A 22,957-nucleotide genomic window follows, 5' to 3' on the forward strand; every position below is an offset into this window, starting at 1 on the left:
TCCTCTCGAACGGTGTTCGTCCTACGAACACCGTTCTACTCTCGAACACTGTTCGCGTCAAGTACAGTGTTCGGGTGACTGCTCCCCCGCCGCCGTGGCGCAGGCCGCCCCGCCGCCGCGCCGCGAAACCCGTTCTTTCCCAGGCCTCGATCGTGCGCGCGGCCTTGATCGTCTTGGACGACGAAGGGTTCGACGCGGTCACCATGCGGCGGATCGCCCAGGAGCTGGAGACCGGGCCCGCGTCGCTCTACGCGCACGTGTCGAACAAGGACGAGCTGGCGGAGCTGATGCTCGACGCCGTGCTCGCCGACATCGTGGTCCCCGAGCCGGACCCGGAGCGCTGGGACGAGCAGGTCAAGGACCTCGTCCGCGACCAGGTCCAGGTGATGGCCGCCCACCGCGGCATCGCGCGGATCGCGTGGGACATCGCCGTGCCGGTCACGCCCAACACGTTGAAGCAGGGCGAGGGAATGCTCGCCCTGCTCCGCGCGGGCGGCCTGACGCTCAAGCAGGCGGCCTTCGCCGGTGACGCCCTTTCCCTCTACGCCAAGGCGTACGCCTACGAAGCGAGCGGCTGGAGCTGGGGCGAGATCGACCAGGACGAAGCCGACGAGCGCGGCGAGCAGATGGTCGCGTACATGCGGTCACTGCCCGCCGCGTCGTTCCCCAACCTGCTGCAGGTCGGCGAGTTCTTCTCGGCCGAGACGGCGAAGGAACGCCTCGAGTTCGCGCTCGAAGCGTTCCTCGCCGGGCTGAAAACGCTGGCGAAGAACTAGGGCCGCAGCACGATCTTGCCGCGCGTGTGCCGCCGCTCCAGCTCGCGGTAGGCGTCCCGGACCTCGTCGAGCGGGTAGACGCGGGCGATCGGCAGCGTCAACAAGCCTTTGTCCAGCAGCAGGCCCAGCTCACGCAGCACGTCTGCCGACGCCGCGGCCGCGTTGCCCTCGGTCTTCACGTTGTACTTCTCCGCCGCCGCGAAGTCGCTGATCGTGTTGATCCGCCCGGGGTGGATCCCCAGGTGCAGCGCCAGTTCCACGTACCCGGAACCGAACGTGTCCACGAACGCGTGCACCCCGCCCCCAGCGGCTTCGCGGATCCGGTCCAGCACGCCCTCGCCGTAGGCCACCGGGATCACACCGAGCTCGCGCAGCCACGCGTGGTTCGCCTCGCCGGCCAGGCCGATCACGGTGGCGCCGGCGAGGCGAGCCAGCTGTACCGCGAGCGAGCCCACGCCACCCGCCGCGCCCGAGACGACGACGGTCTCGCCTTCACGCGGACACACCGCGCCCACCGCGGCGTAGGCGGTGGTGCCGGCGACGAACAGCGAGCCGGCGACCTCCCACGGGACACCGGCGGGCCGCGGCGTGAGGTTCACGGCCTCCGCGACGACGAACTCCGCGTGGCTCGACCGCGTGTCGACGAACCCGATCACCTCGTCGCCGGCAGCGATGTCCGAGACGCCTTCGCCGAGCGAAGTGACAACCCCCGCGAAGTCGCTGCCCTGCCCCGAGGGGAACGTCGCCGGGAACCGCGAGTGCAGCAGTCCCTTCCGGATGGCCGCCTCGCCCGGGTTGATCCCGGCGGCCCGCACCTCGACGAGCACCTGACCCGGTCCCGGGACCGGCCGCGGGACGTCCTCGACCCGGAGAACCTCCACGTCGCCGTACTCGTCGAACCTGATCGCGCGCGCCACGGGGCCTCCTCGAAAGTCGTTGCTGAATACAAGCAACGACCGGCTCCCCGGTTTTAATCCCTAACCGGCGAGGCGGCGGACCACCCCGTCGGCCAGCAGCCGACCGCGGTCGGTGAGCACCGCGCGGCCCCGCGAGTCCAAAGCGGACGGATCGAGCAACCCCTCGGCCGCGGCCGCCCGCGCTTCGGCCAGCCCGGGCTCGTCGAGCACGTCGAGCGGTAGTCCTTCGGCGACGCGGAGTTCGAGCATGATCCGCTCGAGGTGCTGGTCGTCGTCGGTGAGCACCTCGCGCCCACCCGCGGGCGAGTCACCGGCGGCCAGCAGCGCGGCGTAGCGCGCCGGGTGCTTGACGTTCCACCAGCGCACCCCGCCGACGTGGCTGTGCGCGCCCGGCCCGGCGCCCCACCAGTCGTCACCCCGCCAGTAGCCGAGGTTGTGGCGGCACCGGGCCGCGTCGGACGCCGCCCAGTTCGAGACCTCGTACCAGCGCAGGCCCGCCGAGGACAGCATGGCGTCGATCATCTCGTAGTCCGCCGCCAGCACGTCGTCGTCCGGCGCGGGCAGCTCGCCGCGGCGCACGCGGCGGGCCAGTGCCGTGCCCTCCTCGACGATCAGCGCGTACGCCGAAACGTGGTCGACACCGGCGGCCAGCACGGCGTCGAGCGTCGCGCGCAGGTCGTCGGCGCGCTCCCCCGGCGTGCCGTAGATCACGTCGAGGTTCACGTGCTCGAACCCGGCCGACCGCGCTTCGGCGGCGGCCTTCCCCGGACGGCCCGGGGTGTGCACCCGGTCGAGGATCTTCAGCACGTGCGGCGCGGCCGACTGCATGCCCAGCGACACCCGCGTGTAGCCCGCTTCGCGGATCCCGGCGAAGAACTCCGGCGAGGTCGATTCCGGGTTCGACTCCGTCGTGACCTCGGCCCCGGGCGCCAGCCCGAAGACGTCGCGGACGGCGTCGAGCACCGAGCGCAGCCCGGCCGCCCCCAGCAGCGACGGCGTGCCACCACCGACGAACACGGTGTCGGCGGCCGGCGGCACGACGAGCACGCGCGCGGCGAGCTCCAGCTCGCGCCGCAGCCCTTCGAGCCAGGACTGCGGCGACGAACCGGTTTCGAGCTCACCCGCGGTGTAGGTGTTGAAGTCGCAGTACCCGCAGCGCGTGGCGCAGAACGGGACGTGCACGTAGACGCCGAACGCTCTGCTGCCGAGCCCCTTGAGCGCGGTTTCCGGCAACGCCGGATCGATCGGCGTGGCGGGGTCGGGACGCAGCTGGGGCACGCTCGAATTGTCCACCCCGTCACGCCCGGTCGCCTCAAGGGGCCGATCGGGTGAACACCCGTTACGTCGTCGGAAGGTTGGCCGCCGCCCAGTCCGGGTCGACCGGGATCATCTCGATGACGTCGAGCAGCACGCCGTTCGGGTCGGCGACGTAGAAGTGCCGCTGCCCGTAGACCTCGTCGACGACCGGGGTCACCAGCTCGACACCCGCCGCCTCCAGCCGCTTCGCCTCCGCGCGGGCGTCTTCGACGACGAGCCCGAACAGCAGCCCCGCCGGCTGCTGCGCGCGGTAAGCCGGCGGCACCGACTCGTGCCCGCGCCGCACGAAGCTGATCTCGTAGCCCGGCGCGCCGGCGTTGACGCTGGCGAACCAGTCGAGCTCGACGGTGACCGGCAGGCCGACGACGTCCGCGTAGAAGCGGGTGGTCGCGGCGACGTCGTCGACCAGGTAACCCGCCCCGAAACCCTTGACCTGCATCCCCAAGTTCCTCTCTCCAAAGCACTGTACTTGGAGTACTCTACATGTAGTGGTTTGAGCGCGCAAGAAGGTGTGCACAAGCACGGTTGACACGGTTTCCGCAGGTAAGTGACCCTTCTCCCACCATCCGGGCAGGCCTGGACCACATTGTGGACGCGTGGCACGCTGACGTCGTGACTCATGCCGGTGTTCTCCTCGTGGCCCGCCGCCACGTCGACCTGCTGCGGGTCGCCAGCGCCCTCTGCGCACCCGTTCGCTGACTGCCGTCGCCACCACCTGCCACGAATCTCGGACAGCCGGCGCCGGAGGAACCCCGCGAGCCGGTGGTCCTCCGCCGCCACGAAAGCCTCTCGGAGGACGCCGCCATGACCACGCCCCCCACCCAGGCCCGCCCCGCGCGCGTCAAGCAGAAGCGCGGCGAAGGGCAGTGGGCGCTCGGTTACCGGGAGCCGCTGAACCCGAACGAGCGGTCCAAGAAGGACGACCACCCGCTCAACGTGCGGGCGCGCATCGAGAACATCTACGCCCACCGCGGGTTCGACGCGATCGACCCGGGCGACCTGCGCGGCCGGTTCCGCTGGTTCGGCCTCTACACCCAGCGCAAGCCGGGGATCGACGGCGGCCGCACGGCGACGCTGGAGCCCGAAGAGCTCGACGACCGCTACTTCATGCTGCGGGTCCGGCTCGACGGCGGCGCGCTGACCACCGAGCAGCTCACCGTGCTCGGCGAGATCTCGCAGCAGTACGCGCGCGACACCGCCGACATCACCGACCGGCAGAACATCCAGTACCACTGGATCCGGATCGAGGACGTGCCGACGATCTGGGCCAAGCTCGAGAACGCCGGCATGACCACGATGGAGGCCTGCGGCGACAGCCCGCGCGTCATCCTCGGCTCGCCGGTCGCCGGCATCGCCGCGGCCGAGGTGATCGACGGCACCCCGGCGATCGAGGAGATCAAGCGCCGCTACATCGGGAAGCCCGAGTACGCCAACCTGCCGCGCAAGTTCAAGACGGCGATCTCCGGGCAGTCCGACGTCGCCCACGAAATCCACGACGTCGCCTTCGTCGGCGTCGACCACCCGGAGCACGGGCCCGGCTTCGACGTCTGGGTCGGCGGCGGCCTGTCCACCAACCCGATGCTCGGGCAGCGCCTCGGCGCCTGGGTGCCGCTGGCCGAGGTCCCCGACGTCTGGGAAGGCGTCATCTCGATCTTCCGCGACTACGGCTACCGGCGGCTGCGCTCGCGCGCCCGGATCAAGTTCCTGGTCAAGGACTGGGGCGCGGCGAAGTTCCGGCAGATCCTGCAGGACGAGTACCTCAAGCGCGAGCTGATCGACGGCCCGCCGCCGGTCGACCCGGCCGTCCCGATCGACCACGTCGGCGTGCACCCGCAGGTCGACGGCAAGTTCTACGTCGGGGCCGCGCCGATCGCCGGCCGCTCCTCCGGGGGCACGCTCGTCGCCGTCGCCAAGGCCGCCGAACGGGCGGGCTCGAACCGCGTGCGGCTCACCCCGCAGCAGAAGCTCGTCGTGCTCGACGTCCCCGAGGCCCAGGTCGCCACGCTGTCGGCCGAGCTGGCCGAGCTGGGGCTGGAGACGAAGCCGTCGCCGTGGCGGCGCGGCGTGATGGCCTGCACCGGGCTGGAGTTCTGCAAGCTCGCCATCGTCGAGACGAAGGCCCGCGCGCAGCAGCTCGTCGCCGACCTGGAGAAGTCCCTCGCCGACATCCAGGACGGCCTCGAGACGCCGGTCACCGTGCACCTCAACGGCTGCCCCAACTCCTGCGCCCGGATCCAGACCGCGGACATCGGCCTCAAGGGCCAGATCGTCACCGACGCCGACGGCAACCAGGTCGAAGGCTTCCAGGTGCACCTGGGCGGCGGCCTCGGCCTCGACGCCGGGTTCGGCCGGAAGCTGCGCGGGCACAAGGTGACTTCGGGCGAGCTGACCGGGTACGTCGAGCGAGTCGTGCGCAACTACGTCGCCGGGCGCGAACCGGGCGAACGGTTCCCGCAGTGGGCCGCGCGCGCCGAGGAAAGTGCCCTCCAGTGACCGAGCGCGCCACGCCGTTCTACTGCCCCTACTGCGGCGACGAGGACCTCCGGCCGGAAGAGAACGGCGGCTGGCTGTGTTCCGGTTGTCGCCGGGTTTTCTCGGTCAAGTTCCTCGGCCTGTCCCTCCCGGAGGTTTCCCGATGACCGCCACCGCCGACTACAAGACCCTCGCCGAGCGCGCCTCGAAGGAGCTCGCCGACGCGACCGCCGACGAAGCGATCCGCTGGACCGTCGAGACGTTCGGCGACGACTTCATCGTCGCGTCCAACATGCAGGATGCCGTGCTCATCGACCTCGCCGCCAAGGTGAAGTCCGATGTGGACGTCCTGTTCCTCGAGACCGGCTACCACTTCCCCGAAACGATCGGCACGCGCGACGCCGTCCAGACGGTCTACCCGGACGTCCGCATCGTGAACGCCCAGGCCGAGCAGAGCGTCGCCGAGCAGGACGCGGAGTACGGCGCGAAGCTGCACGACCGCGATCCGACGCTCTGCTGCAACCTGCGCAAGGTCGTGCCGCTGCGCAAGACACTGGCGAACTACTCCGCGTGGGTCACCGGTGTCCGCCGCGTCGACGCCCCGACCCGCGCGAACACCCCGATCGTCACCTGGGACGACCGCAACGGCCTCGTCAAGATCAACCCGATCGCGGCGTGGACCGACGACGAGTTCAACGGCTACATCCGCGAGCACGGGATCCTCGAGAACCCGCTGGTGTCCATCGGGTTCCTGTCGATCGGCTGCGCGCCCTGCACGGCGCGGGTCGAGCCGGGGCAGGACCCGCGCAGCGGCCGGTGGGCAGGCCAGTCGAAGACCGAGTGCGGACTGCACGGCTGAGGAAGGGACGCATGACGACCTTGGAGCCCGCTACCGATGCGGCGCAGGACAACCTCGCGGCTTTGGAGTCCGAAGCCATCCACATCTTCCGGGAGGTGGCAGGCGAGTTCGACCGCCCGGTGATCCTCTTCTCCGGCGGCAAGGACTCCACGTTGCTGCTGCACCTGGCGATCAAGGCGTTCTGGCCGGCGCCGGTGCCGTTCCCGCTGCTGCACGTGGACACCGGGCACAACTTCGACGAGGTCATCGAGTTCCGCGACCGCGTCGTCGAGCGCCACGGCCTGCGCCTGGTCGTCGCGAAGGTCCAGGACTGGATCGACGACGGGCGCCTGGAAGAGCGCGCCGACGGGATGCGCAACCCGCTGCAGACCACGCCGCTGCTCGACACGATCGCGGAGCACAAGTTCGACGCGGTGTTCGGCGGCGGCCGCCGTGACGAAGAGCGCGCCCGCGCGAAGGAGCGGATCTTCAGCCTCCGCAACGCCTTCGGCCAGTGGGAACCGCGGCGGCAGCGGCCCGAGCTGTGGAACCTCTACAACGGCAGGCACCGTCCCGGCGAGCAGGTCCGCGTCTTCCCGCTGTCCAACTGGACCGAGGCCGACGTCTGGAACTACATCGCCCGCGAGAAGGTCGAACTGCCGTCGATCTACTACGCGCACCGGCGCGAGGTGTACCTGCGCGACGGGATGCTGCTGGCCGAGGGCCCGTGGGGCGGTCCGCGGCCGGGCGAAGAGGTCCGCGAGCTGACCGTCCGCTACCGGACCGTCGGCGACGGCTCGTGCACCGGCGCCATCGAATCCACCGCGGCCACCGTCGAAGAGGTCATCGCCGAGGTGTCGGCGTCCCGGCTGACCGAGCGCGGCGCGACCCGCGCCGACGACCGGATGTCCGAGGCGGCCATGGAAGACCGCAAGCGTGAGGGGTACTTCTGATGAGTTCGCTGCTGCGCCTGGCCACCGCCGGGAGCGTCGACGACGGCAAGTCCACCCTGGTCGGACGCCTGCTGTACGACACGAAGTCGGTGCTGGCCGACCAGCTCGACGCCGTCACCCGCGCGTCCGTCGACAAGGGACTGTCCACACCGGACCTGTCGCTGCTGGTGGACGGCCTGCGCTCGGAGCGCGAGCAGGGCATCACGATCGACGTCGCGTACCGGTACTTCGCGACGCCGAAGCGGTCGTTCGTGCTGGCCGACACGCCGGGGCACGTGCAGTACACGCGCAACACGGTCACCGGCGCGTCCACCGCGCAGCTGGCCGTGCTGCTGGTCGACGCGCGCAAGGGCGTGATCGAGCAGACCCGCCGGCACGCGGCCGTGCTGGCCCTGCTCGGCGTGCCGCAGCTGGTGCTGGCGGTGAACAAGATCGACCTGGTCGGCTACGACGAGGCGACGTTCACGGTGATCGCCGAGGAGTTCGCCGCGCACGCCCTCTCACTGGGCTACGAGCGCGGGTCCGTGCTGGCCATCCCGGTGTCGGCGCTGGAGGGCGACAACGTCGCGACCCGCTCGGAGCGGACGCCGTGGTACACCGGGCCCAGCCTGCTGGAGCACCTGGAGGACGTGCCGGTCGCGCCCGACCCGCACGACTCGGCGCTGCGGTTCCCGGTGCAGTACGTCATCCGGCCGCGCACACCGGAGTACCTCGACTACCGCGGCTACGCCGGCCAGATCGCCGCGGGCACCGTGCGGCCGGGCGACGAGGTCGTCGTGCTGCCGCAGGGCATCCGCAGCCGCGTCGAGCGGATCGACACCGCGGACGGGCCGTTGGCGGAAGCCGGCGCCGGGACGTCGGTGACGCTGCTGCTGACCGACGACATCGACATCTCCCGCGGCGACCTGATCGCCGCCGCGGACGCGCCGCCGCGCGTGACCGACGAGATCACCGGCACGCTGTGCTGGCTGTCGTCCAAGCCGCTCAAGCCGGGCGCGCGCGTGCTGGTCAAGCACGGCACCCGCACGGTGCAGGCGCTGGTCGACGAGCTGCACGCCCGCTTCGACGAGCAGACACTGTCCAGTGTGGACTCGCCGGACACGCTGGAGCTGAACGACATCGGCCGCGTCTCCCTGCGGCTGGCGGAGGAGCTGGGCGTCGACGACTACGGCGTCAGCCCGCGCACCGGCGCGTTCCTGGTGATCGACCCGAAGGACGGCGACACCCTCGCCGCGGGCCTGGTGGGTGAGCGCTTCTCGTGACGCCACCCCTGGTCGCCGTCGCGCACGGCAGCCGTGACCCCCGCTCGGCGGCGACCGTGCGGGCGCTCGTCGACGTCGTGCGCGACCGGGCACCGGGTGTTTCGGTGTACGAGTCCTTCCTGGACCTGTCGGCCCCGCTGGTCACGGACGTGCTCCGGGGGCTGTACGACACCGGCCACCGGACGGCGGTCGTCGTGCCGCTGCTGCTCGGCAGCGCGTTCCACGCCCGGGTCGACCTGCCGGCGTTGATCGACTCGGTCGTCACGGACTGCCCGGGGTTTGTGGTGCGGACGTCGGACGTGCTGGGTGCCGATCCGGCGCTGGAGGCGGTCGCCCTCGACCGGCTGGCCGCGGCGCCCCGCTTCGCCTTCGACGACCGGGGTGTGATCGTCAGCGCGGTCGGCTCGTCGAACGCGTCCGCCAACGCCGTCGTCGCTTCGCTGGCTTCGCGCTGGGAAGCGCGGCTGGGTGTGCCGGTGAGCGAGGCGTTCGCTTCGGCCACCCAGCCGGACATCCCGGCGGCCGCCGCGGCGTTGCGGGCGCGGGGGGTGCGGCACCTGGTCGTGGCGTCGTGGTTCCTGGCGCCGGGCCTGCTCCCGGACCGGATCGCCCGGCTGGCCCGCGAGGCGGATCCGAAGGCGTTCATCGCCGCGCCGCTGGCCGACGACCCGCGCGTCGCGGACGTGGTGGTCAGCCGGTACGCGTCCGCGGTCAGCGGGCTGCTACGGCAATACGCGTAGTGATCGGGGTGGCGCCGGTCGCGGCGAGGGACAGATCCCACAGCCGCGCGGCCGACTCGGGGTCGACGGCGTAGGCGCGGACGCCGCCGTCGTCCATGGACGCTTCGGGGGCGGAGATGCCGGCGATGTCGCAGTCCTCGAGGTAGCGGCCGCCGCAGTCGGCGAGGAGCGGGGAAGTGGCGGCCCACAGACCGGTGGCGGCCCCCTGGGAGGGGGTCTTGAAGTCGGCGGCGATCACGGTGCCGTGCTCGTCCACCCAGCCGCGCTCGATCTGTTCCTGGAGTGCCATTTCCCGCTGCAGCCCGGTGATGATCTTGCCGGGATGCAGTGCGAAGGCCCGGACGCCGTCGCCTCGCCCGAGCGAGTCGAGGTGGACGGCGAAGAGGGCGTTGGCGGTCTTGGCCTGACCGTAGGCCAGCCACTTGTCGTAGCCGGTGCGGAAGTGCGGGTCGTGCCAGCGGATGTCGGTCAGGGTGTGGCCGGCAGAGCTGTTGACCACGACGCGTGCACCGTCGGCGGCGGCCAGGAGCGGGTAGAGCTCGCAGGTGAGGGCGAAGTGGCCGAAGTGGTTGGCGGCGAGCTGGCCCTCCCAGCCGGGTCCCACGCGCCGTTCGGGCGTGGCCATGACCCCGGCGACGGCCATGAGCAGGTCGAGCCTGGTCAGGGAGTCGCGGATGTGCGCGGCGGCGGCCCGCACACCGGCGAGGTCGGTGAGGTCCATGGGGATGACCTCGCAGCCCCGCACGTTCGCGAGGGCGGCCCGCGCGATGTCCGGCCGGCGCGCCGGAACGATGACGCGGGCTCCGGCGGCCGCGAGGGCACGGGTGGTTTCCAGGCCGAGCCCGGAGTAGCCCCCGGTCACCACAGCGCTCGTGCCGGACAGGTCGAAGCCCGCGGTGACGTCCTGGGCCGTGCTGGTGGCGGAGAAGGGCGAGCCGAGCGGCTGCTGATCGATCTTGCTCATGCCGTCGAACCTACGATCTAGAGCGAGGTCTAGATCAAGTCCTAGACTGCGACGCATGGCCGGCACCGAGACTCCCGCACCGCCCCTGAGCATCGGCGACGTGGCCGAGCGGACCGGACTCAGCGTCCACGCGCTGCGCTTCTACGAGCGCGCGGGACTGCTCGTCGGGCCGGTCCAGCGAACTGCCGGCGGCCGGCGGCGGTACAGCGCGCTCGACGTCGACTGGCTGCTGATCTGCGTCAAGCTGCGGGAATCCGGCATGCCGCTGACCGACCTCAAGCAGTTCGCCGAGCTGGTGCGGCAGGGTCCCGGAAACGAGGCGGAACGCCTGCAGCTCCTCGAAACCCACCAGCGGCGCGTCGACGCACAAATCCAGGCGCTGGAGGAGTGCCGGTCCGTCATCACCTGGAAGGTCGGCGTCTACGCCGACCACCTCGCCCGCGGCCAGGCCGGCGGGCTCTGGGACCCCACGACCTGAACCGCGCCGGCAACGTCGGCGACCCTGCGTACCCGGAGCACCCGCACCACCGCCAAAAGGTGAGTCTCATTCACATTTCTGGTTACTCCAGGTGCATGGGAACGGTAAATCCTTGACGCACTAGTTAACTTGCCGGTAACTATCTGAACTGCTGCGCAGCTTTCTTCCCTCCCCTCGTGAAACCGCAGGTAGGTGGATACAGATGAAAGCTCTTCACTTTTCCCGGCTCGCCGCGCTGACCGCGGCCGCAGTACTTCCGATCGCCCTCGCCGCTCCGGCGTCGGCGGCCACCACCGTCACCTTCGACTGCCAGGCCGACGCCCCCATCGTCGGACCGCAGAAGGTCGCGCTGGACCAGGTCGCCGACGTGACCGCACCGCCGACGGTGGCGCCCGGCGCCGCGTTCGACGTCGTCATCGACCCGGCTCCGAACACCGTGCCGGCCGAGGTGAGCGGGAACAAGGTCAAGAACATCAACACCTTCGCGCTCAAGATCCCGATCCCGGCGAACTCGTCGTACGTCGGCGCGGACCTGGCCGGCGGCTCCGGGCTCGGCTCCACGCCGCCGGCCATCTCCGTCGCGAACGGCGTCGCCACGCTCAGCTTCCCCGGCCCGATCGCCGGTGGCGCCACGTTCGAGCTGCCCACGGTGACGGCGCACCTGACCGCGGGCCAGTCGGGCACCATCGAGACGAAGCTGGGCGGCACCAGCTACAGCGACCCCGGGCTGACGTTCAAGGCGGTGGCGAGCACGATCATCGGTGACCTCACCGCGCCGACGGCCTGCTTCCCCAACCCGAGCCCGGTCTTCACCACGACGACCATCGGCTGAGCAACGGGCCACCCTGCGGGCCCGGCGCCCGTAGGGTGGCCCCATGGGGAACTTCGAACTCGCTCAGGTGAACATCAGCCGGATGAAGGCGCCGCTCGACGACGCGTCGTTCCGCGACTTCGTCGCCGCTCTCGAACCGGTCAACGCCGTCGCCGACCGGGCGCCCGGCTTCGTGTGGCGGCTGCAGACCGAAGACGGTGACGCCACCTCGATCCGGGCCTTCGAATGGGACGTGCGCGGCACGTCCGGGATCCTGGTCAACATGTCCGTGTGGACGTCGGTGGAGGCGCTGGCGGACTTCGTGTTCTCCGGCGAGCACCTGGCGGTCCTCAAGCGCCGCCGCGAATGGTTCCACCACGTCCGCGAGGCGATGACCGTGCTCTGGTGGGTCCCCGCCGGCCACCGGCCGACGACCGCGGAGGCCGAGGAGAAGATCAAGCACCTGCGCGTCCACGGCCCGGCACCGGCGGCGTTCACGCTCAAGCAGCACTTCTCCCCGGCCGCCGATGTGCGCGAGGGTGATCCCGGCTGGCTGTGCCCCGCGTAACACCGGCCGCGCGCCGCGGATGTGCGAGGGTGACGGGCATGGCTGACGAACTGGTGCACTACGACGTGGTGGGCGGCACCGCCACGATCACCCTGGACTCCCCGCACAACCGCAACGCGCTCTCGGCACAGCTGCGCCGAGAGCTCTCGGACTCGCTCGCCAAGGCGGCCACCGACGACGCCGTGCGCGTGATCGTGCTGACGCACACCGGGCCGGTGTTCTGCGCGGGGATGGACCTCAAGGAGGCCCGCGGCGCCGGCGCGGGCGACCAGGGCGTGAACGAGTTCCCTCGCATTCTCGAGCAGCTGTGGACCAGCCCGAAGCCGGTCGTCGCCCGCCTGGCCGGCCCCGCCCGCGCCGGCGGCATCGGCATGGTGGCGGCGTGCGACATCGCCGTGGCGGTACCGGAAGCGACGTTCGCCTTCTCCGAAGTCCGCATCGGCGTGGTGCCGGCGATCATTTCGCTGACGGTCCTCCCCCGCCTCAACCCCCGCGCGGCCCACGAGCTGTTCCTGACGGGCGACACGTTCGACGCCCACCGCGCGGTGGAGATCGGCCTGCTGAACTCGGCGGTCCCGGCGGACCGGCTCGACGCCGAGGTCGCCCGGTACGTCAAGGCCCTCGCGGCCGGCGGCCCGAAGGCACTGGCGGAGACGAAGGCGCTGCTGAGCCGTCCCCGCCCGGCGACACCGTCGGACGGCTTCGACGAGATGCTCGGCCTGTCGGCGAAGTTCTTCGCCAGTGAGGAAGGCCAGGAGGGCATCCTGGCCTTCGCCCAGAAGCGCGAGCCGAAGTGGGTGCCGCAGGACTAGGCCGCGACGCGGGCCTGCCGGCGCGAAACCAGCGCGAGCAGGCCCGTCACCCCGCCGCACAGCGCGGCGATCACGTACACCGGCGTCAAACCCCCGGCCTGGTAAGCGATCCCGAGCACCGCGACGCCGAGCGTCTGCCCGAACTGCCGGGTCGTCGTCAGGATTCCCGCGGCCATCCCAGCCCGTCCCGGCGGGGCCGCCGACGCGATCGCCGCGCCCATTGCGGGTCCCGCGATGCCCACCCCGATCCCGGTCACCGCCAGCCCGAGCGGGATCGCCACGACCACGAGCGACAAGCAGCCGAGCGCGCCCAGCAGTACTCCGGCCCCGAGCAGGGTTCGCGGCGGGAACCGGTGTAGCACCTTGCCGAGGAGCGTCGAAGTCAGGAAGGACGCCAGCGCGAGCGGTGCCAGCGCGAACCCGGCCGCGACCGGCGACCGCGAAAGTCCCAGCCACAGCGAGACGTAGACCAGCGCCGCGAACGTCAACGTCGACGCCGCCGCGCAGGCGATGAGCGTCGAGAACCCGCCGTCGCGGAACAGCCGCAGGTCCAGCATCGGCTCGGCCCGGCGCCGCTCCACGACGACGAACGCGGCGAAACCGAGCACCGAAACCGCCAGCGCCCACCGGTCCGCGGTCAGCCCGTGCACCAAGCTCGCGGCGCCGACCGCGAACCACCCCGCGCCCGCGACGTCGAACCGGGCTGGACGCCCCGGCTCGTCCGGCCGCACCGCCCGCAGCGCGAACAATCCCGTCGCCAAGGCGAGCGGCACGTTGACGAAGAAGACCGACGGCCAGCCGAAGTACTCGGTCAGCACTCCGCCCACCACCGGACCCGCCGCCGCGCCGAGCCCGTTGACCGCGAAGAAGACGCTGATCGCCGTCCCCCGCGCACGCCCTTCATAGGAAGCGGCCAGCAGCGCGAACCCGGTCACCGCCAGCGCCGCCCCGCCGATCGCCTGCACGCCCCGAGCCGCGATCAGCGCCCCGATGCCCGGCGACAGCCCGCAGGCCAGTGACGCCAGCCCGAACACCGCGAGCCCGGCGAGGAACAGCCGTCGCAGGCCGAACCGGTCCGCGAGCGACCCCATCGCGAGCATCAGCACCGCCAGGACCAGCGTGTAGACGTCCGGCACCCACTGCAGCTGTCCCACCGACGCCGTCAGGTCGGCGCCGATCCGGGGCAGCGCCACCGTGACGACGGTGGTGTCCAGCAGGAACAGGAACGAGCCCGCACAGACCACGGCCAACGGCCACCACTTGCGCATCGATACTCCCTTCGTGTGCCCCGAAGAGTGCGGTCGGTGCGCCGATCGTCACCAGATAAGTCGACAAATCCGCCGGATACCGTCACGGCCTACGCTGGGCACATGGAAACCGTCACACTCGACGACGTCGACCGTGGCCTGCTCCACGCGCTGCAGCTCGACGGCCGCGCGCCGATGCGGACGCTCGGCCGGGTGCTCGGCGTCTCGGAGAACACGGTGGCCCGGCGCTACCGGCGGCTGCGCACCGCCGGCGTCCTCAGGATCACCGGCGCGGTCAGCGGCGGCGAAGCCGGCTACCCGACGTGGACGCTCCGCCTGCGCACGACGCCGGACGCCGGAGCCGCCGTCGCGGACGCGCTGGCCGACCGGCCCGACGTGTCGTGGGTGCACCTGCTGTCCGGCGGCACCGAGATCTCCTGCACCGTGCACGCCCCGGACACGGCCGGGCGCGACGACCTGCTGCTGCGCAAGCTGCCGCGCGCGAGCCGCGTCACGACGGTCTCGGCGCACGAACTGCTGCACACGTTCGCGCTCCCGGACGGCTGGCGGGGGCTGCACTGCCTGTCACCCGGGCAGGTCGAGCAGCTGCGCCCGCCGGCGCCCGAGGGCCCCGGCCTCCCGCCGGCCCCGGAAGATCAGCCGCTGCTCGACGCGCTGGCCCACGACGGCCGGGCGAGCTACACGGCGCTGGCGCGGGCGACCGGCTGGTCCGACTCGGCCGTGCGGCGCCGGATGGACGTGCTGCGGCGGCACGGCACGCTGACCTACCACCTCGACGTTTCCCCGGCCCAGCTCGGCTTCCGGTCCGAAACCCGGCTGTGGCTGACCGTCTCCCCCGCCCACCTCGCCGAGGCGGGCGAGACGTTGGCGAGCCACCCGGAGACGTCGTTCGCCGTCGCCACCACCGGCACGACGAACCTCACCGCGATGGTGAACTGCCGCGACGGCCGCGACCTCTACCGCTACCTCACCGACCGGGTCGCCGGGATCCGCGGCGTGCAGACCCTCGAAAGCGCGCCGGTGATCCGCACGGTCAAACGCGCGGGGACGCCGCTCAGGCGTCCGGCAGCACGACCGTGAGCCGCCACGAACCGGCGCTGCGGCCGCTCGGGCCCAGCGCGCGCTGCGCGTCCGACAGCACGCTGCGGATGGCCAGGTACGTCTTGGGTTCCGCCTTGCGCAACGCGTCCGAGCCCGGCCAGATCAGCACGTGCTCCCCCGGCGGCAGCCACGAGAGGTCGGTCAGGCAGTCGTAGAGCGCGTCGAGGTTGTGCCCGAAGTAGTCCGGAAAGGACAGTGCCTCGGCGAACGCGGTGAGCGTGCTGGCCTTGTCGACGGTCGGCCGCGAGTTGACCAGGTGCGGGTACGCGCCCCGCGCGAACGCCTCTTCCGCGGCGGCCTTGGCCTGCTCCGAGGCGCTCATCGGGCCGGGTCCACGACGACGAACGACGCGTAGTGGTCGCCGGTGTAGTACAGCTCGCGCGCCTGCCCGGTGATCAGCCGCCGGGCGCCGCGGTCGGGGCTGCCCGGGGTCTTCACCGTGTACTCGTGGTAGTAGCCGGACTGCTTGCGCGGCAATCTCTTCTCGCGGTTCTCGAAGACGACGTCGTCGTTGCGCGGGTAGGGGTACGGGCCGCCCGCCTCGATCAGCTTCCACGTGTCCGCCGCCTGCGCCGGCAGCGCGGAAAGCGCCTTCACCGGCAACCCGGAGTCCGCGCCCGGCACGGCGCCGCCACCCTTGGCGGGCGTGCCCGGCACGCTCGGCGAAGGACTCGACGACGTACTCGGTGACGTCGAGCCGTCGCTCACGACGTCCTTGACCAGCCAGCCCCCCAGCACCAGCACGAGGAGCCCGATCAGCGCGGCGGTGATCCGCCTTCGGTTGAACATGGTGCGCGAGCCTATGCCGAGGAGTCGGAGTCGTCGTCACGCCCCGGAGCCAGCCGGCGGGCGAACAGCCCGACGACCTTGTCGAGCACCCACGCGGCGGCCAGGCACAGCGGCACGACGACCACCATGACCAGCACGAACTGCACCGGGAACCAGGCCTGGGCGAGCCACAGCTCGACCCCGTCCCACCAGTCGGCAAGCCCGTTGAACACGGTGTGAGCCTACGCGCGCTCTGCTGCCCCCGCGTGCCAGGGGCGGTACGTTGCAGGACATGTTCGCCGTCTACGCGCAGGAACCCAACGCCGACAGCCCGCTGGACTCGCTCGTCGTCGGCGAGCGCCCCGAACCGGACGTGCCCGACGGCTGGGTCCGCGTGCAGGTCAAGGCGGCCAGCCTCAACATGCACGACCTCTGGACGCTGCGCGGGGTCGGGATCAAGCCGGAGCAGTTCCCGATGATCCTGGGCTGCGACGGCGCGGGCACCCTCGACGACGGTTCGGAGGTCGTCATCCACTCGGTGATCAACGCGCCGGGCTGGCAGGGCGACGACACCCTCGACCCGAAGCGCACGCTGCTCACCGAGAAGCACCAGGGCACCTTCGCCGACCACGTCGTCGTGCCGGCCCGCAACGTCGTCCCGAAGCCCGCGGCACTCAGCTTCGCCGAAGCCGCCACCATGGGCACGGCCTGGCTGACCGCGTACCGGATGCTGTTCGTGAAGTCCGGGCTGCGGCCGGGGCAGACGATGCTCGTGCAGGGTGCCTCCGGCGGCGTCTCGACCGCGCTGGTGCAGCTCGGCCGCGCGGCCGGGTTCCGGGTCTGGGTCACCGGCCGGACCGAGGAGAAGCGCGCCCTCGCCACCGGCCTGGGCGCCCACCAGGCGTTCGAATCGGGCGCGCGGCTGCCCGAGCGCGTCGACGCCGTGTTCGAGACCGTCGGCAAGGCGACCTGGTCGCATTCGGTCAAATCGCTCAAGCCGGGCGGGATCATCGTCGTCTCGGGCTCGACCAGCGGCCCGGACGCGCACGCCGAGCTGCAGCGCGTCTTCTTCCTCCAGCTGCGTGTCGCCGGCTCGACCATGGGCACCCGCGACGAGCTCGCGGACCTGCTCGCCTACCTCGACCTGACCGGCGTCCGGCCGCAGATCGGCGCGGAGCTGCCGTTTTCCGAGGCCCCTAAGGGGTTCCAGGCGATGCTCGAGGGGGACACCGCGGGCAAGATCGTCTTCACCCGCTAGCGGGCTGTGAGCTGGGCGGATCCCCGGATCCGCCCAGCGCGGAAAACATTCCGCCTGCTGGTGAATTTTCGACGTCTTCACTTCGAGACCTGGTCGTTAGCCCCGAAATTCCACCAAAACCCAAGCATGGCCGGGTATTCTGTGGTCATGACCGCGACGAAGCGGCCCGCGCCGGCGGAACCGGGCGGCCGGCCCAGTGACGAGACCCCGATCCGGGTCTCCTTCCGGCGCTACGCCGGCGTCCGCACCCGCGTGCTCGAGGTCGGCAACCCCGAACCCGAGCAACCCGCCGCCCGCCGCGCACTGCGTCGCCGGGCGGCCGCGCCGCACGTCCGGCCCACCGCGCCACGGCTGGTGCTGCTGCACGGCTACTGCGACAGCGCCGACACCTGGCGCCCCGCCCTGGAGCAGCTCGCGGCCGCCGGGATTCCGGCGGCCGCGGTCGATCTGCCCGGTTTCGGCGACGCCCAGCCGTTGCGGCCCGGCCCGATGCTGCCGCAGCTCGACGCGTTCGCCACCGCCGTCGTCCGCGAGCAGGCGGTCCTCGGTTCGGTCGTGCTGGCCGGCAACTCCCTCGGCGGCACCATGAGCCTGCGCGCGGCGCAGAACAGCAGGCTGCCGATCTCCGGCGTCGTGTCGATCGCCGCGCCGGGGTTCGTCGACTCGTGGCTGATCCGCGCGGTGGCGCGCTACCCGCTGCCGCTGCGGCTGTACTCGTCGCTGCCCGTCCCGGTGCCGGGTTTCCTGGTCCGCAAGGTCGCCGAGCAGGTCGTCCCGCGGCTGCTGTACGCCGACTCCGGCGCGGCCGACGCCGGCCAGGTGCAGCGCTTCACCGCGCTCTTCCCCGACTACCGCGCGACCAAGAGCCGCCTGGAGCAGGCCCGGCAGCTCGTCGCCGAGCTCGCCGACGCCTACCGCCTCGATTCGGTCGAGGTCCCGCTGCTGGTCGTCGCGTGCGGCAAGGACAAGCTCGTCACCGCCGCGTCCGGGCGGCAGCTGCACACGCTGGTGCCGCACAGCAGGCTGCTGGTCCGCGAGGACTGGGGGCACTGCCCGCAGCTGGACGACCCGGTGGAGATCGCGGAGCTGCTCACCTACTTCGCGGCGAGCGCGGTCCGGACCACCCACGCCAAGCGGGCCGCGGCGGCGGCGCCGAAGGCCGTCAGCGAGGACACCGCGGCAGGCTGACGCGCTCAGGCTGTAGGCGCGCGGAGTTGGCGGTAGGTTCCGGCGAGGGTCCGTGATCCGGGCCTTCCACCGACCGCTCGGGAGGCGATGATGTCCGCTCCTGTGGGTGCCGGCTCCGGCATCTTCCGGCGCAAGCCGATCGACCAGATCCAGGACACGCCCGAAAGCGGCGGCCTGCAACGGACCCTGGGGCTGTGGCAGCTGACCGCCATCGGCATCGGCGGCATCATCGGCGCCGGGATCTTCGCCCTCGCCGGCAGCGTCGCGCACGGCGACGACGCCGCGGGCATCCCGGGTGTCGGCCCGGCCGTGCTGATCTCGTTCCTCATCGCCGGGGTCGCCAGCGCCGCGGCGGCGTTCTCCTACGCGGAGTTCGCCGGCCTGATCCCGAAGGCCGGCTCGGCCTACACCTACGGCTACGCGGTGCTCGGCGAGGTCGTCGGCTGGTTCATCGGCTGGGACCTGCTGCTGGAGTACACCGCGATCGTGTCGGTGGTGGCGATCGGCATCTCGGGCTACTTCAACTTCCTGCTCGGCCAGATCGGCCTCGACCTGCCCGCGTGGATGCTCGGCGCGCCCGGCACCGGGCCGGGCCACAAGGTCGACCTGTTCGCCGCGCTGCTGTGCCTGCTGATCGCGTACCTGCTCAACCGCGGCATCCGCAGCGCCGCCCGGTTCGAGACGGCGATGGTCGGGATCAAGGTCCTGATCGTGCTGGTGGTCATCCTGGTCGGCTTCTTCTACGTCAAGACCGGCAACTACACGCCGTTCGCGCCCGCGGGCTTCGGCGGCGCGGTGACCGGCGCCGCGACAGTGTTCTTCGCCGTCTTCGGCTACGACGCGATGTCGACGGCGGCCGAGGAGTCGAAGGACGCGCAGCGGCACATGCCGAAGGCGATCCTGTACTCGCTGGCCATCTCGATGGTGCTGTACGTGCTGGCCTGCCTGGTGCTGACCGGCATGCAGAAGTACACCGAGATCGACCCGCAGAGCGGCTTCTCGACGGCGTTCAAGTCGGTCGGCCTCGACGGGCTGGCCACGGTGATCGCGATCGGCGCGATCGTCGGCATCCTCACCGTGCTGTTCACGTTCCTGATGGGCGCGACCCGCGTCGGCTACTCGATGAGCCGCGACGGGCTGCTGCCGCCGTGGCTGGGCAAGACCCACCCGACCCGGCAGGTGCCGAGCCGGATGACGTGGATCCTCGGCGGCGCGTCCGCGGTCATCGCCGGCGTGCTGCCGATCGGCGAGGCGGCCGAGCTGACGAACATCGGCATCCTGCTCGCGTTCGTCGTCGTCTGCATCGCGGTGATCGTGCTGCGCTACAAGCAGCCGGACCTGCCGCGGACGTTCAAGACCCCGGGCATGCCGGTGGTGCCCGCGATCGGCGTCGTGTTCTCGATCTGGCTGATCACGTTCCTGCAGCCGGAGACCTGGCTGCGGTTCGCCGCCTGGTTCGCCATCGGCCTGCTCATCTACTTCCTGTACAGCCGGCGGCACTCGGTGCTCAACCGCGAGCGCTAACGGATCCGGTCGAGGCGTGCGGCGGCTTCGCGCGCCTCGACCTTCAGCCGTTCGATGATCACGGCGGCCGAAGCGTCGTAGCCGAGCGGGTAGGTCTGGCCCGCCCACAGCGAGATCGCTTCCGGGTCGCCGGCCTTCGCCGACGCCTTGCGCACCGGCCCGGCCAGGTGGTTGAGCTGCGGGTAGGCGGCGGGCGCGCCCTCCGACAGCGCGTCCATGAACTTGTTGACCAGGCCGCGCGCCGGGCGGCCGCTGAAGGCGCGGGTGAACGCCGTCTCGCGCTCGGCGAGGGCGAGGGCCTTGCGGTGCGCCTCGGACGTCCCGGCTTCGTCCGCCCGCAGGAAGACGGTGCCGAGCTGGGCGGCCGCGGCGCCGGCGGCGAGCACGGCCGCGACGTCGGCGCCGTGCACCAGCCCGCCGGCGGCGATCAGCGGCAGGTCGACGCGGGCGGCGACGAGCCTGACGAGCGCGAGGACGCCGTACTCCGCACCGCCGCCGGGCAGGCGCGGGTCGTCGGTGAACAGGCTCCGGTGCCCGCCGGCCTCGAAGCCCTGGACGACGAGCGCGTCGGCGCCGAGGTCGGCGGCCCGCTGCGCCGCCTCCGGCGTGGTCACGGTGATGACGACCGTGCTCCCGGCCTCCTTCAGGCGCACCACGTCCGACGGCGTGGGCGGGCCGAAGGTGAACGACACCACGGGGACGCGCTTCTCGAGGACGATGTCCAGCTTCGCCGGGTAGTTGTCGTCGTCCCACTTCGGTTCGCCGAGCTCGACGTCGTACTCGCGGGCGAACCGTTCGAGCCGCTCGCGGTGCGCGCCGATGTCGGCGCCGGTGTCGGGCTGCGGGACGAAGAGGTTGACGCCGAACCGGCCTTCGGTCAGCTCCCGCGTCCGGTCGATCTGCGCGGTCAGCGCCGCGGGCGTGAGCATGCCGGCGGAGAGGAAGCCGAAGCCGCCGGCCTCGGACACCGCGGCCACCAGCTCCGGGGTGGTGGGACCGCCGGCCATCGGCGCGGCGACGACCGGGAACGTCAGCTCGTCGAACATGCCACCGAGCGTAGTCCCGGCCGGCTCTTCGCGCGGACCACCCGACTTGGTCTAGACCACCGTCGCCGGAAATGCGACGATCCGGGCAGGCGCGACGGCGAGGTCGCGCCCTTCTGCCTGGAGGTCCCCCGGTGAAGAAACCCTTCGCGCGGCGGTTCGGCCGCGCGCTCGCCGTGCTGGCCCTGGTCGGCGCCAGTACCCAGCTCACCCCGGCCGCGGCGGCGACGCCGGCGTTGCAGTCGATCGTGCCGGTACCGGTCTCGGTGACCCCGGCGGCCGGAGTCGCGTTCCCGTTGGTCTCGACCACTTCGATCGTCACCGAAGCCGGTTCGGCCCCCGCCCGGCAGGTCGGCGACTACCTGGCCGCCGTGCTGCGGCCGTCGACCGGCTACGCGCTGCCGGTGTCGGACGCACCGGCGGCCGTGCCGTCCGGCAGCATCGCGCTGCTGCTGAGCGGCGCACCCGCGGCCGTCGGCACGCAGGGCTACCAGCTGGTGTCGACGGCGTCCTCGGTCACGGTGCGGGCGATCACCGCCGACGGGCTCTTCGCGGGCGTCCAGACGCTGCGGCAGCTGCTGCCCGGCCGCGTCGAGAGCGCGTCACCCCAGCCGGGCCCGTGGAGCGTGCCGGGGGCGACGATCCTGGACTACCCGCGCTTCGCCTACCGCGGCGCGATGCTCGACGTCGCGCGGCACTTCCACCCGGTCCCGACGGTCAAGCGGTACATCGACCAGCTGGCCCAGTACAAGATCAACAACCTGCACCTGCACCTGTCGGACGACCAGGGCTGGCGCATCCAGATCGACAGCTGGCCCCGCCTGACGACGTACGGCGGGAGCACCCAGGTCGGCGGCGGCCCGGGCGGCTACTACACGAAGGCGCAGTACACGGACATCGTGAACTACGCGGCGTCACGCCACATCACGATCATCCCGGAGATCGACATGCCCGGGCACGTCAACGCGGCGCTGGCGTCGTACGCGGAGCTGAACTGCAACGGGGTGGCGCCCGCGTTGCGCACCGACATCGCGGTCGGTTACAGCTCGCTGTGCATCTCGAAGGACATCACGTACACGTTCGTGGCGGACGTCCTGCGCGAGCTGGCGGCCCTGACCCCGGGCCCGTACATCCACATCGGCGGCGACGAGGCGTCGGCGACGTCCCAGGCGGACTACCTGACGTTCATGAACAAGGTGCTGCCCCTGGTGGCGGCGACGGGCAAGTCGGTGGTGGGCTGGCACGACATCGCCAAGGCCACGCTGCCCGCGTCCGCCACCCCGCAGTTCTGGGGAACGTCGACGTCGGACGCGGGCGTCTCGGCGGCGGTTTCCCGTGGCAGCAAGGTGATCCTGTCGCCGGCGAACAAGGCCTACCTGGACATGAAGTACAACAGCTCGACGCCGATCGGCCTGTCCTGGGCGGGCTACATCGAGGTCCAGGACGCGTACGGCTGGAACCCGGGAGCGTACTTGTCGGGCGTGGGAGAGTCCGCGGTCCGCGGCGTGGAGTCACCGTTGTGGACGGAGACGGTGGTGACGCCGTCGGACATCGAGTACCTGGCGTTCCCCAGGCTGGCGGCACACGCGGAGCTGGGCTGGTCGCCGTGGTCGACGCACGACTGGACGGCGTTCCGGACCAGGTTGGGCGCCCAGGCACCGCGCTGGGTCGCGCAGGGGATCAACTTCTACCGGTCGTCGCAGGTTCCGTGGGACACGGGCGGGACCAACCCGGGGTCGTGCGCGGATCCGGCGTGGAGCGCCACGCAGGTGTACACGGGCGGGAACGTGGTGTCCCACAACGGCCACAAGTGGACGGCGAAGTGGTGGACGCGGGGCGAGGAGCCGGGAACGACGGGCCAGTGGGGAGTCTGGGCCGACAACGGGGTTTGCTGAGGTG

Annotated in this window: 26 protein-coding genes; 17 read left to right on the forward strand and 9 right to left on the reverse strand. The window is 71.6% G+C overall.

Translation table 11 applies throughout. From position 1 onward, the window contains the following. The first annotated feature begins 74 nt into the window (after positions 1-74). Positions 75-776 carry a TetR/AcrR family transcriptional regulator gene (locus tag I4Q55_RS31720; RefSeq protein WP_307793361.1) on the forward strand — a complete coding sequence of 234 codons (702 nt, stop codon included), beginning with the start codon at positions 75-77 and terminating at the stop codon, positions 774-776. Here I4Q55_RS31720 and I4Q55_RS31725 read toward each other — a convergent pair. Genes I4Q55_RS31725 through I4Q55_RS31735 form a run of 3 tightly spaced genes read right to left on the reverse strand, consistent with a single transcriptional unit; the run spans position 773 to position 3,449 of the window. Beyond that, entirely contained in the window at positions 773-1,693 is a 921-nt protein-coding gene (locus I4Q55_RS31725) for an NADP-dependent oxidoreductase (RefSeq protein WP_206792990.1), read from the reverse strand. The two genes, I4Q55_RS31720 and I4Q55_RS31725, sit on opposite strands and share 4 nt — an antisense overlap. Positions 1,694-1,753: 60 nt before the next feature. Continuing rightward, positions 1,754-2,986: a radical SAM family heme chaperone HemW gene (gene hemW, locus I4Q55_RS31730; protein WP_374194502.1), complete on the reverse strand. Its 1,233-nt coding sequence runs from the start codon at positions 2,984-2,986 to the stop codon at positions 1,754-1,756. A 46-nt stretch (positions 2,987-3,032) separates the two neighbouring features. Further along, the gene (locus I4Q55_RS31735; RefSeq protein ID WP_206792994.1) at positions 3,033-3,449 is read right to left on the reverse strand and encodes a VOC family protein; all 417 of its coding nucleotides are present in this window, start codon (positions 3,447-3,449) and stop codon (positions 3,033-3,035) included. 173 nt (positions 3,450-3,622) lie between these two features. Here I4Q55_RS31735 and I4Q55_RS51050 point away from each other — a divergent pair, with 173 nt between their 5' ends. From I4Q55_RS51050 to I4Q55_RS31765, 7 genes are all read left to right on the forward strand, one after another. Further along, positions 3,623-3,709: a putative leader peptide gene (locus I4Q55_RS51050; protein WP_368660830.1), complete on the forward strand. Its 87-nt coding sequence runs from the start codon at positions 3,623-3,625 to the stop codon at positions 3,707-3,709. 105 nt (positions 3,710-3,814) lie between these two features. Beyond that, positions 3,815-5,503 (forward strand): nitrite/sulfite reductase, encoded by a 1,689-nt coding sequence (locus I4Q55_RS31740; RefSeq protein ID WP_206792996.1) that lies wholly within the window; start codon positions 3,815-3,817, stop codon positions 5,501-5,503. Next, complete coding sequence (locus I4Q55_RS31745; protein ID WP_043777745.1) at positions 5,500-5,649, forward strand: hypothetical protein; 150 nt, start codon at positions 5,500-5,502, stop codon at positions 5,647-5,649. Before I4Q55_RS31740 ends, I4Q55_RS31745 begins: the two co-directional genes overlap by 4 nt. Then, positions 5,646-6,341 (forward strand): phosphoadenylyl-sulfate reductase, encoded by a 696-nt coding sequence (locus I4Q55_RS31750; protein ID WP_206792998.1) that lies wholly within the window; start codon positions 5,646-5,648, stop codon positions 6,339-6,341. Before I4Q55_RS31745 ends, I4Q55_RS31750 begins: the two co-directional genes overlap by 4 nt. An 11-nt stretch (positions 6,342-6,352) precedes the next feature. Continuing rightward, positions 6,353-7,273, forward strand: coding sequence for a sulfate adenylyltransferase subunit CysD (gene cysD / locus I4Q55_RS31755; protein ID WP_206793000.1), 921 nt, complete (start codon positions 6,353-6,355; stop codon positions 7,271-7,273). After that, complete coding sequence (locus I4Q55_RS31760; protein WP_206793002.1) at positions 7,273-8,535, forward strand: sulfate adenylyltransferase subunit 1; 1,263 nt, start codon at positions 7,273-7,275, stop codon at positions 8,533-8,535. The genes cysD and I4Q55_RS31760 overlap by 1 nt, the downstream gene beginning before the upstream one ends. Then, positions 8,532-9,275, forward strand: a complete 744-nt coding sequence (locus tag I4Q55_RS31765; protein ID WP_206793004.1) for a sirohydrochlorin chelatase — start codon at positions 8,532-8,534, stop codon at positions 9,273-9,275. Before I4Q55_RS31760 ends, I4Q55_RS31765 begins: the two co-directional genes overlap by 4 nt. On the opposite strand, the gene I4Q55_RS31770 is transcribed toward I4Q55_RS31765, so the two are convergent. Continuing rightward, positions 9,247-10,239: an SDR family NAD(P)-dependent oxidoreductase gene (locus I4Q55_RS31770; protein ID WP_206793006.1), complete on the reverse strand. Its 993-nt coding sequence runs from the start codon at positions 10,237-10,239 to the stop codon at positions 9,247-9,249. The genes I4Q55_RS31765 and I4Q55_RS31770 overlap by 29 nt on opposite strands. A 55-nt stretch (positions 10,240-10,294) precedes the next feature. Between I4Q55_RS31770 and I4Q55_RS31775 the strand changes: the two genes are divergently transcribed. The 4 genes from I4Q55_RS31775 to I4Q55_RS31790 all read left to right on the forward strand — a co-directional run bounded on the left by I4Q55_RS31775 (position 10,295) and on the right by I4Q55_RS31790 (position 12,908). Next, on the forward strand, positions 10,295-10,717 hold the full coding sequence (locus I4Q55_RS31775; protein ID WP_206793008.1) for a MerR family transcriptional regulator: 423 nt from the start codon (positions 10,295-10,297) through the stop codon (positions 10,715-10,717). Between the two features lie 202 nt (positions 10,718-10,919). Further along, positions 10,920-11,549, forward strand: coding sequence for a cyclase (locus I4Q55_RS31780; RefSeq protein WP_206793010.1), 630 nt, complete (start codon positions 10,920-10,922; stop codon positions 11,547-11,549). Between the two features lie 43 nt (positions 11,550-11,592). After that, positions 11,593-12,096, forward strand: a complete 504-nt coding sequence (locus I4Q55_RS31785) for a DUF3291 domain-containing protein (protein ID WP_206793012.1) — start codon at positions 11,593-11,595, stop codon at positions 12,094-12,096. Positions 12,097-12,134: 38 nt separating this feature from the next. Continuing rightward, a complete protein-coding gene (locus I4Q55_RS31790) occupies positions 12,135-12,908 on the forward strand; it encodes an enoyl-CoA hydratase family protein (protein ID WP_206793014.1) in 774 nt (257 codons plus the stop codon). Here I4Q55_RS31790 and I4Q55_RS31795 read toward each other — a convergent pair. Beyond that, positions 12,905-14,176 carry an MFS transporter gene (locus tag I4Q55_RS31795; protein WP_206793015.1) on the reverse strand — a complete coding sequence of 424 codons (1,272 nt, stop codon included), beginning with the start codon at positions 14,174-14,176 and terminating at the stop codon, positions 12,905-12,907. The genes I4Q55_RS31790 and I4Q55_RS31795 overlap by 4 nt on opposite strands. A 102-nt stretch (positions 14,177-14,278) precedes the next feature. Here I4Q55_RS31795 and I4Q55_RS31800 point away from each other — a divergent pair, with 102 nt between their 5' ends. After that, positions 14,279-15,256: an Lrp/AsnC family transcriptional regulator gene (locus tag I4Q55_RS31800; protein ID WP_206793017.1), complete on the forward strand. Its 978-nt coding sequence runs from the start codon at positions 14,279-14,281 to the stop codon at positions 15,254-15,256. Here the strand turns inward: I4Q55_RS31800 and I4Q55_RS31805 are convergent. From I4Q55_RS31805 to I4Q55_RS31815, 3 genes are read right to left on the reverse strand one after another with little or no spacing between them, the layout of a single operon-like run. Continuing rightward, positions 15,231-15,599 carry a barstar family protein gene (locus I4Q55_RS31805; RefSeq protein ID WP_206793019.1) on the reverse strand — a complete coding sequence of 123 codons (369 nt, stop codon included), beginning with the start codon at positions 15,597-15,599 and terminating at the stop codon, positions 15,231-15,233. The two genes, I4Q55_RS31800 and I4Q55_RS31805, sit on opposite strands and share 26 nt — an antisense overlap. Next, positions 15,596-16,066 carry a ribonuclease domain-containing protein gene (locus tag I4Q55_RS31810; RefSeq protein WP_206793021.1) on the reverse strand — a complete coding sequence of 157 codons (471 nt, stop codon included), beginning with the start codon at positions 16,064-16,066 and terminating at the stop codon, positions 15,596-15,598. Before I4Q55_RS31810 ends, I4Q55_RS31805 begins: the two co-directional genes overlap by 4 nt. An 11-nt stretch (positions 16,067-16,077) precedes the next feature. Beyond that, positions 16,078-16,278 (reverse strand): hypothetical protein, encoded by a 201-nt coding sequence (locus I4Q55_RS31815; protein ID WP_043777727.1) that lies wholly within the window; start codon positions 16,276-16,278, stop codon positions 16,078-16,080. A gap of 59 nt (positions 16,279-16,337) precedes the next feature. Between I4Q55_RS31815 and I4Q55_RS31820 the strand changes: the two genes are divergently transcribed. The 3 genes from I4Q55_RS31820 to I4Q55_RS31830 all read left to right on the forward strand — a co-directional run bounded on the left by I4Q55_RS31820 (position 16,338) and on the right by I4Q55_RS31830 (position 20,015). Then, positions 16,338-17,303: a zinc-binding dehydrogenase gene (locus tag I4Q55_RS31820; protein ID WP_206793023.1), complete on the forward strand. Its 966-nt coding sequence runs from the start codon at positions 16,338-16,340 to the stop codon at positions 17,301-17,303. A 147-nt stretch (positions 17,304-17,450) separates the two neighbouring features. Further along, complete coding sequence (locus tag I4Q55_RS31825; protein WP_206793025.1) at positions 17,451-18,491, forward strand: alpha/beta fold hydrolase; 1,041 nt, start codon at positions 17,451-17,453, stop codon at positions 18,489-18,491. A gap of 90 nt (positions 18,492-18,581) precedes the next feature. Continuing rightward, entirely contained in the window at positions 18,582-20,015 is a 1,434-nt protein-coding gene (locus tag I4Q55_RS31830) for an amino acid permease (RefSeq protein WP_206793028.1), read from the forward strand. On the opposite strand, the gene I4Q55_RS31835 is transcribed toward I4Q55_RS31830, so the two are convergent. Continuing rightward, positions 20,012-21,061 carry a nitronate monooxygenase family protein gene (locus I4Q55_RS31835; RefSeq protein ID WP_206793030.1) on the reverse strand — a complete coding sequence of 350 codons (1,050 nt, stop codon included), beginning with the start codon at positions 21,059-21,061 and terminating at the stop codon, positions 20,012-20,014. The genes I4Q55_RS31830 and I4Q55_RS31835 overlap by 4 nt on opposite strands. 131 nt (positions 21,062-21,192) lie before the next feature. On the opposite strand from I4Q55_RS31835, the gene I4Q55_RS31840 reads away from it, so the two are divergent. Further along, a complete protein-coding gene (locus I4Q55_RS31840) occupies positions 21,193-22,953 on the forward strand; it encodes a family 20 glycosylhydrolase (RefSeq protein ID WP_206793032.1) in 1,761 nt (586 codons plus the stop codon). Positions 22,954-22,957 lie beyond the last annotated feature (4 nt).

The organism is Amycolatopsis sp. MtRt-6 (assembly GCF_017308975.1).
Taxonomy (GTDB): Bacteria; Actinomycetota; Actinomycetes; order Mycobacteriales; family Pseudonocardiaceae; genus Amycolatopsis.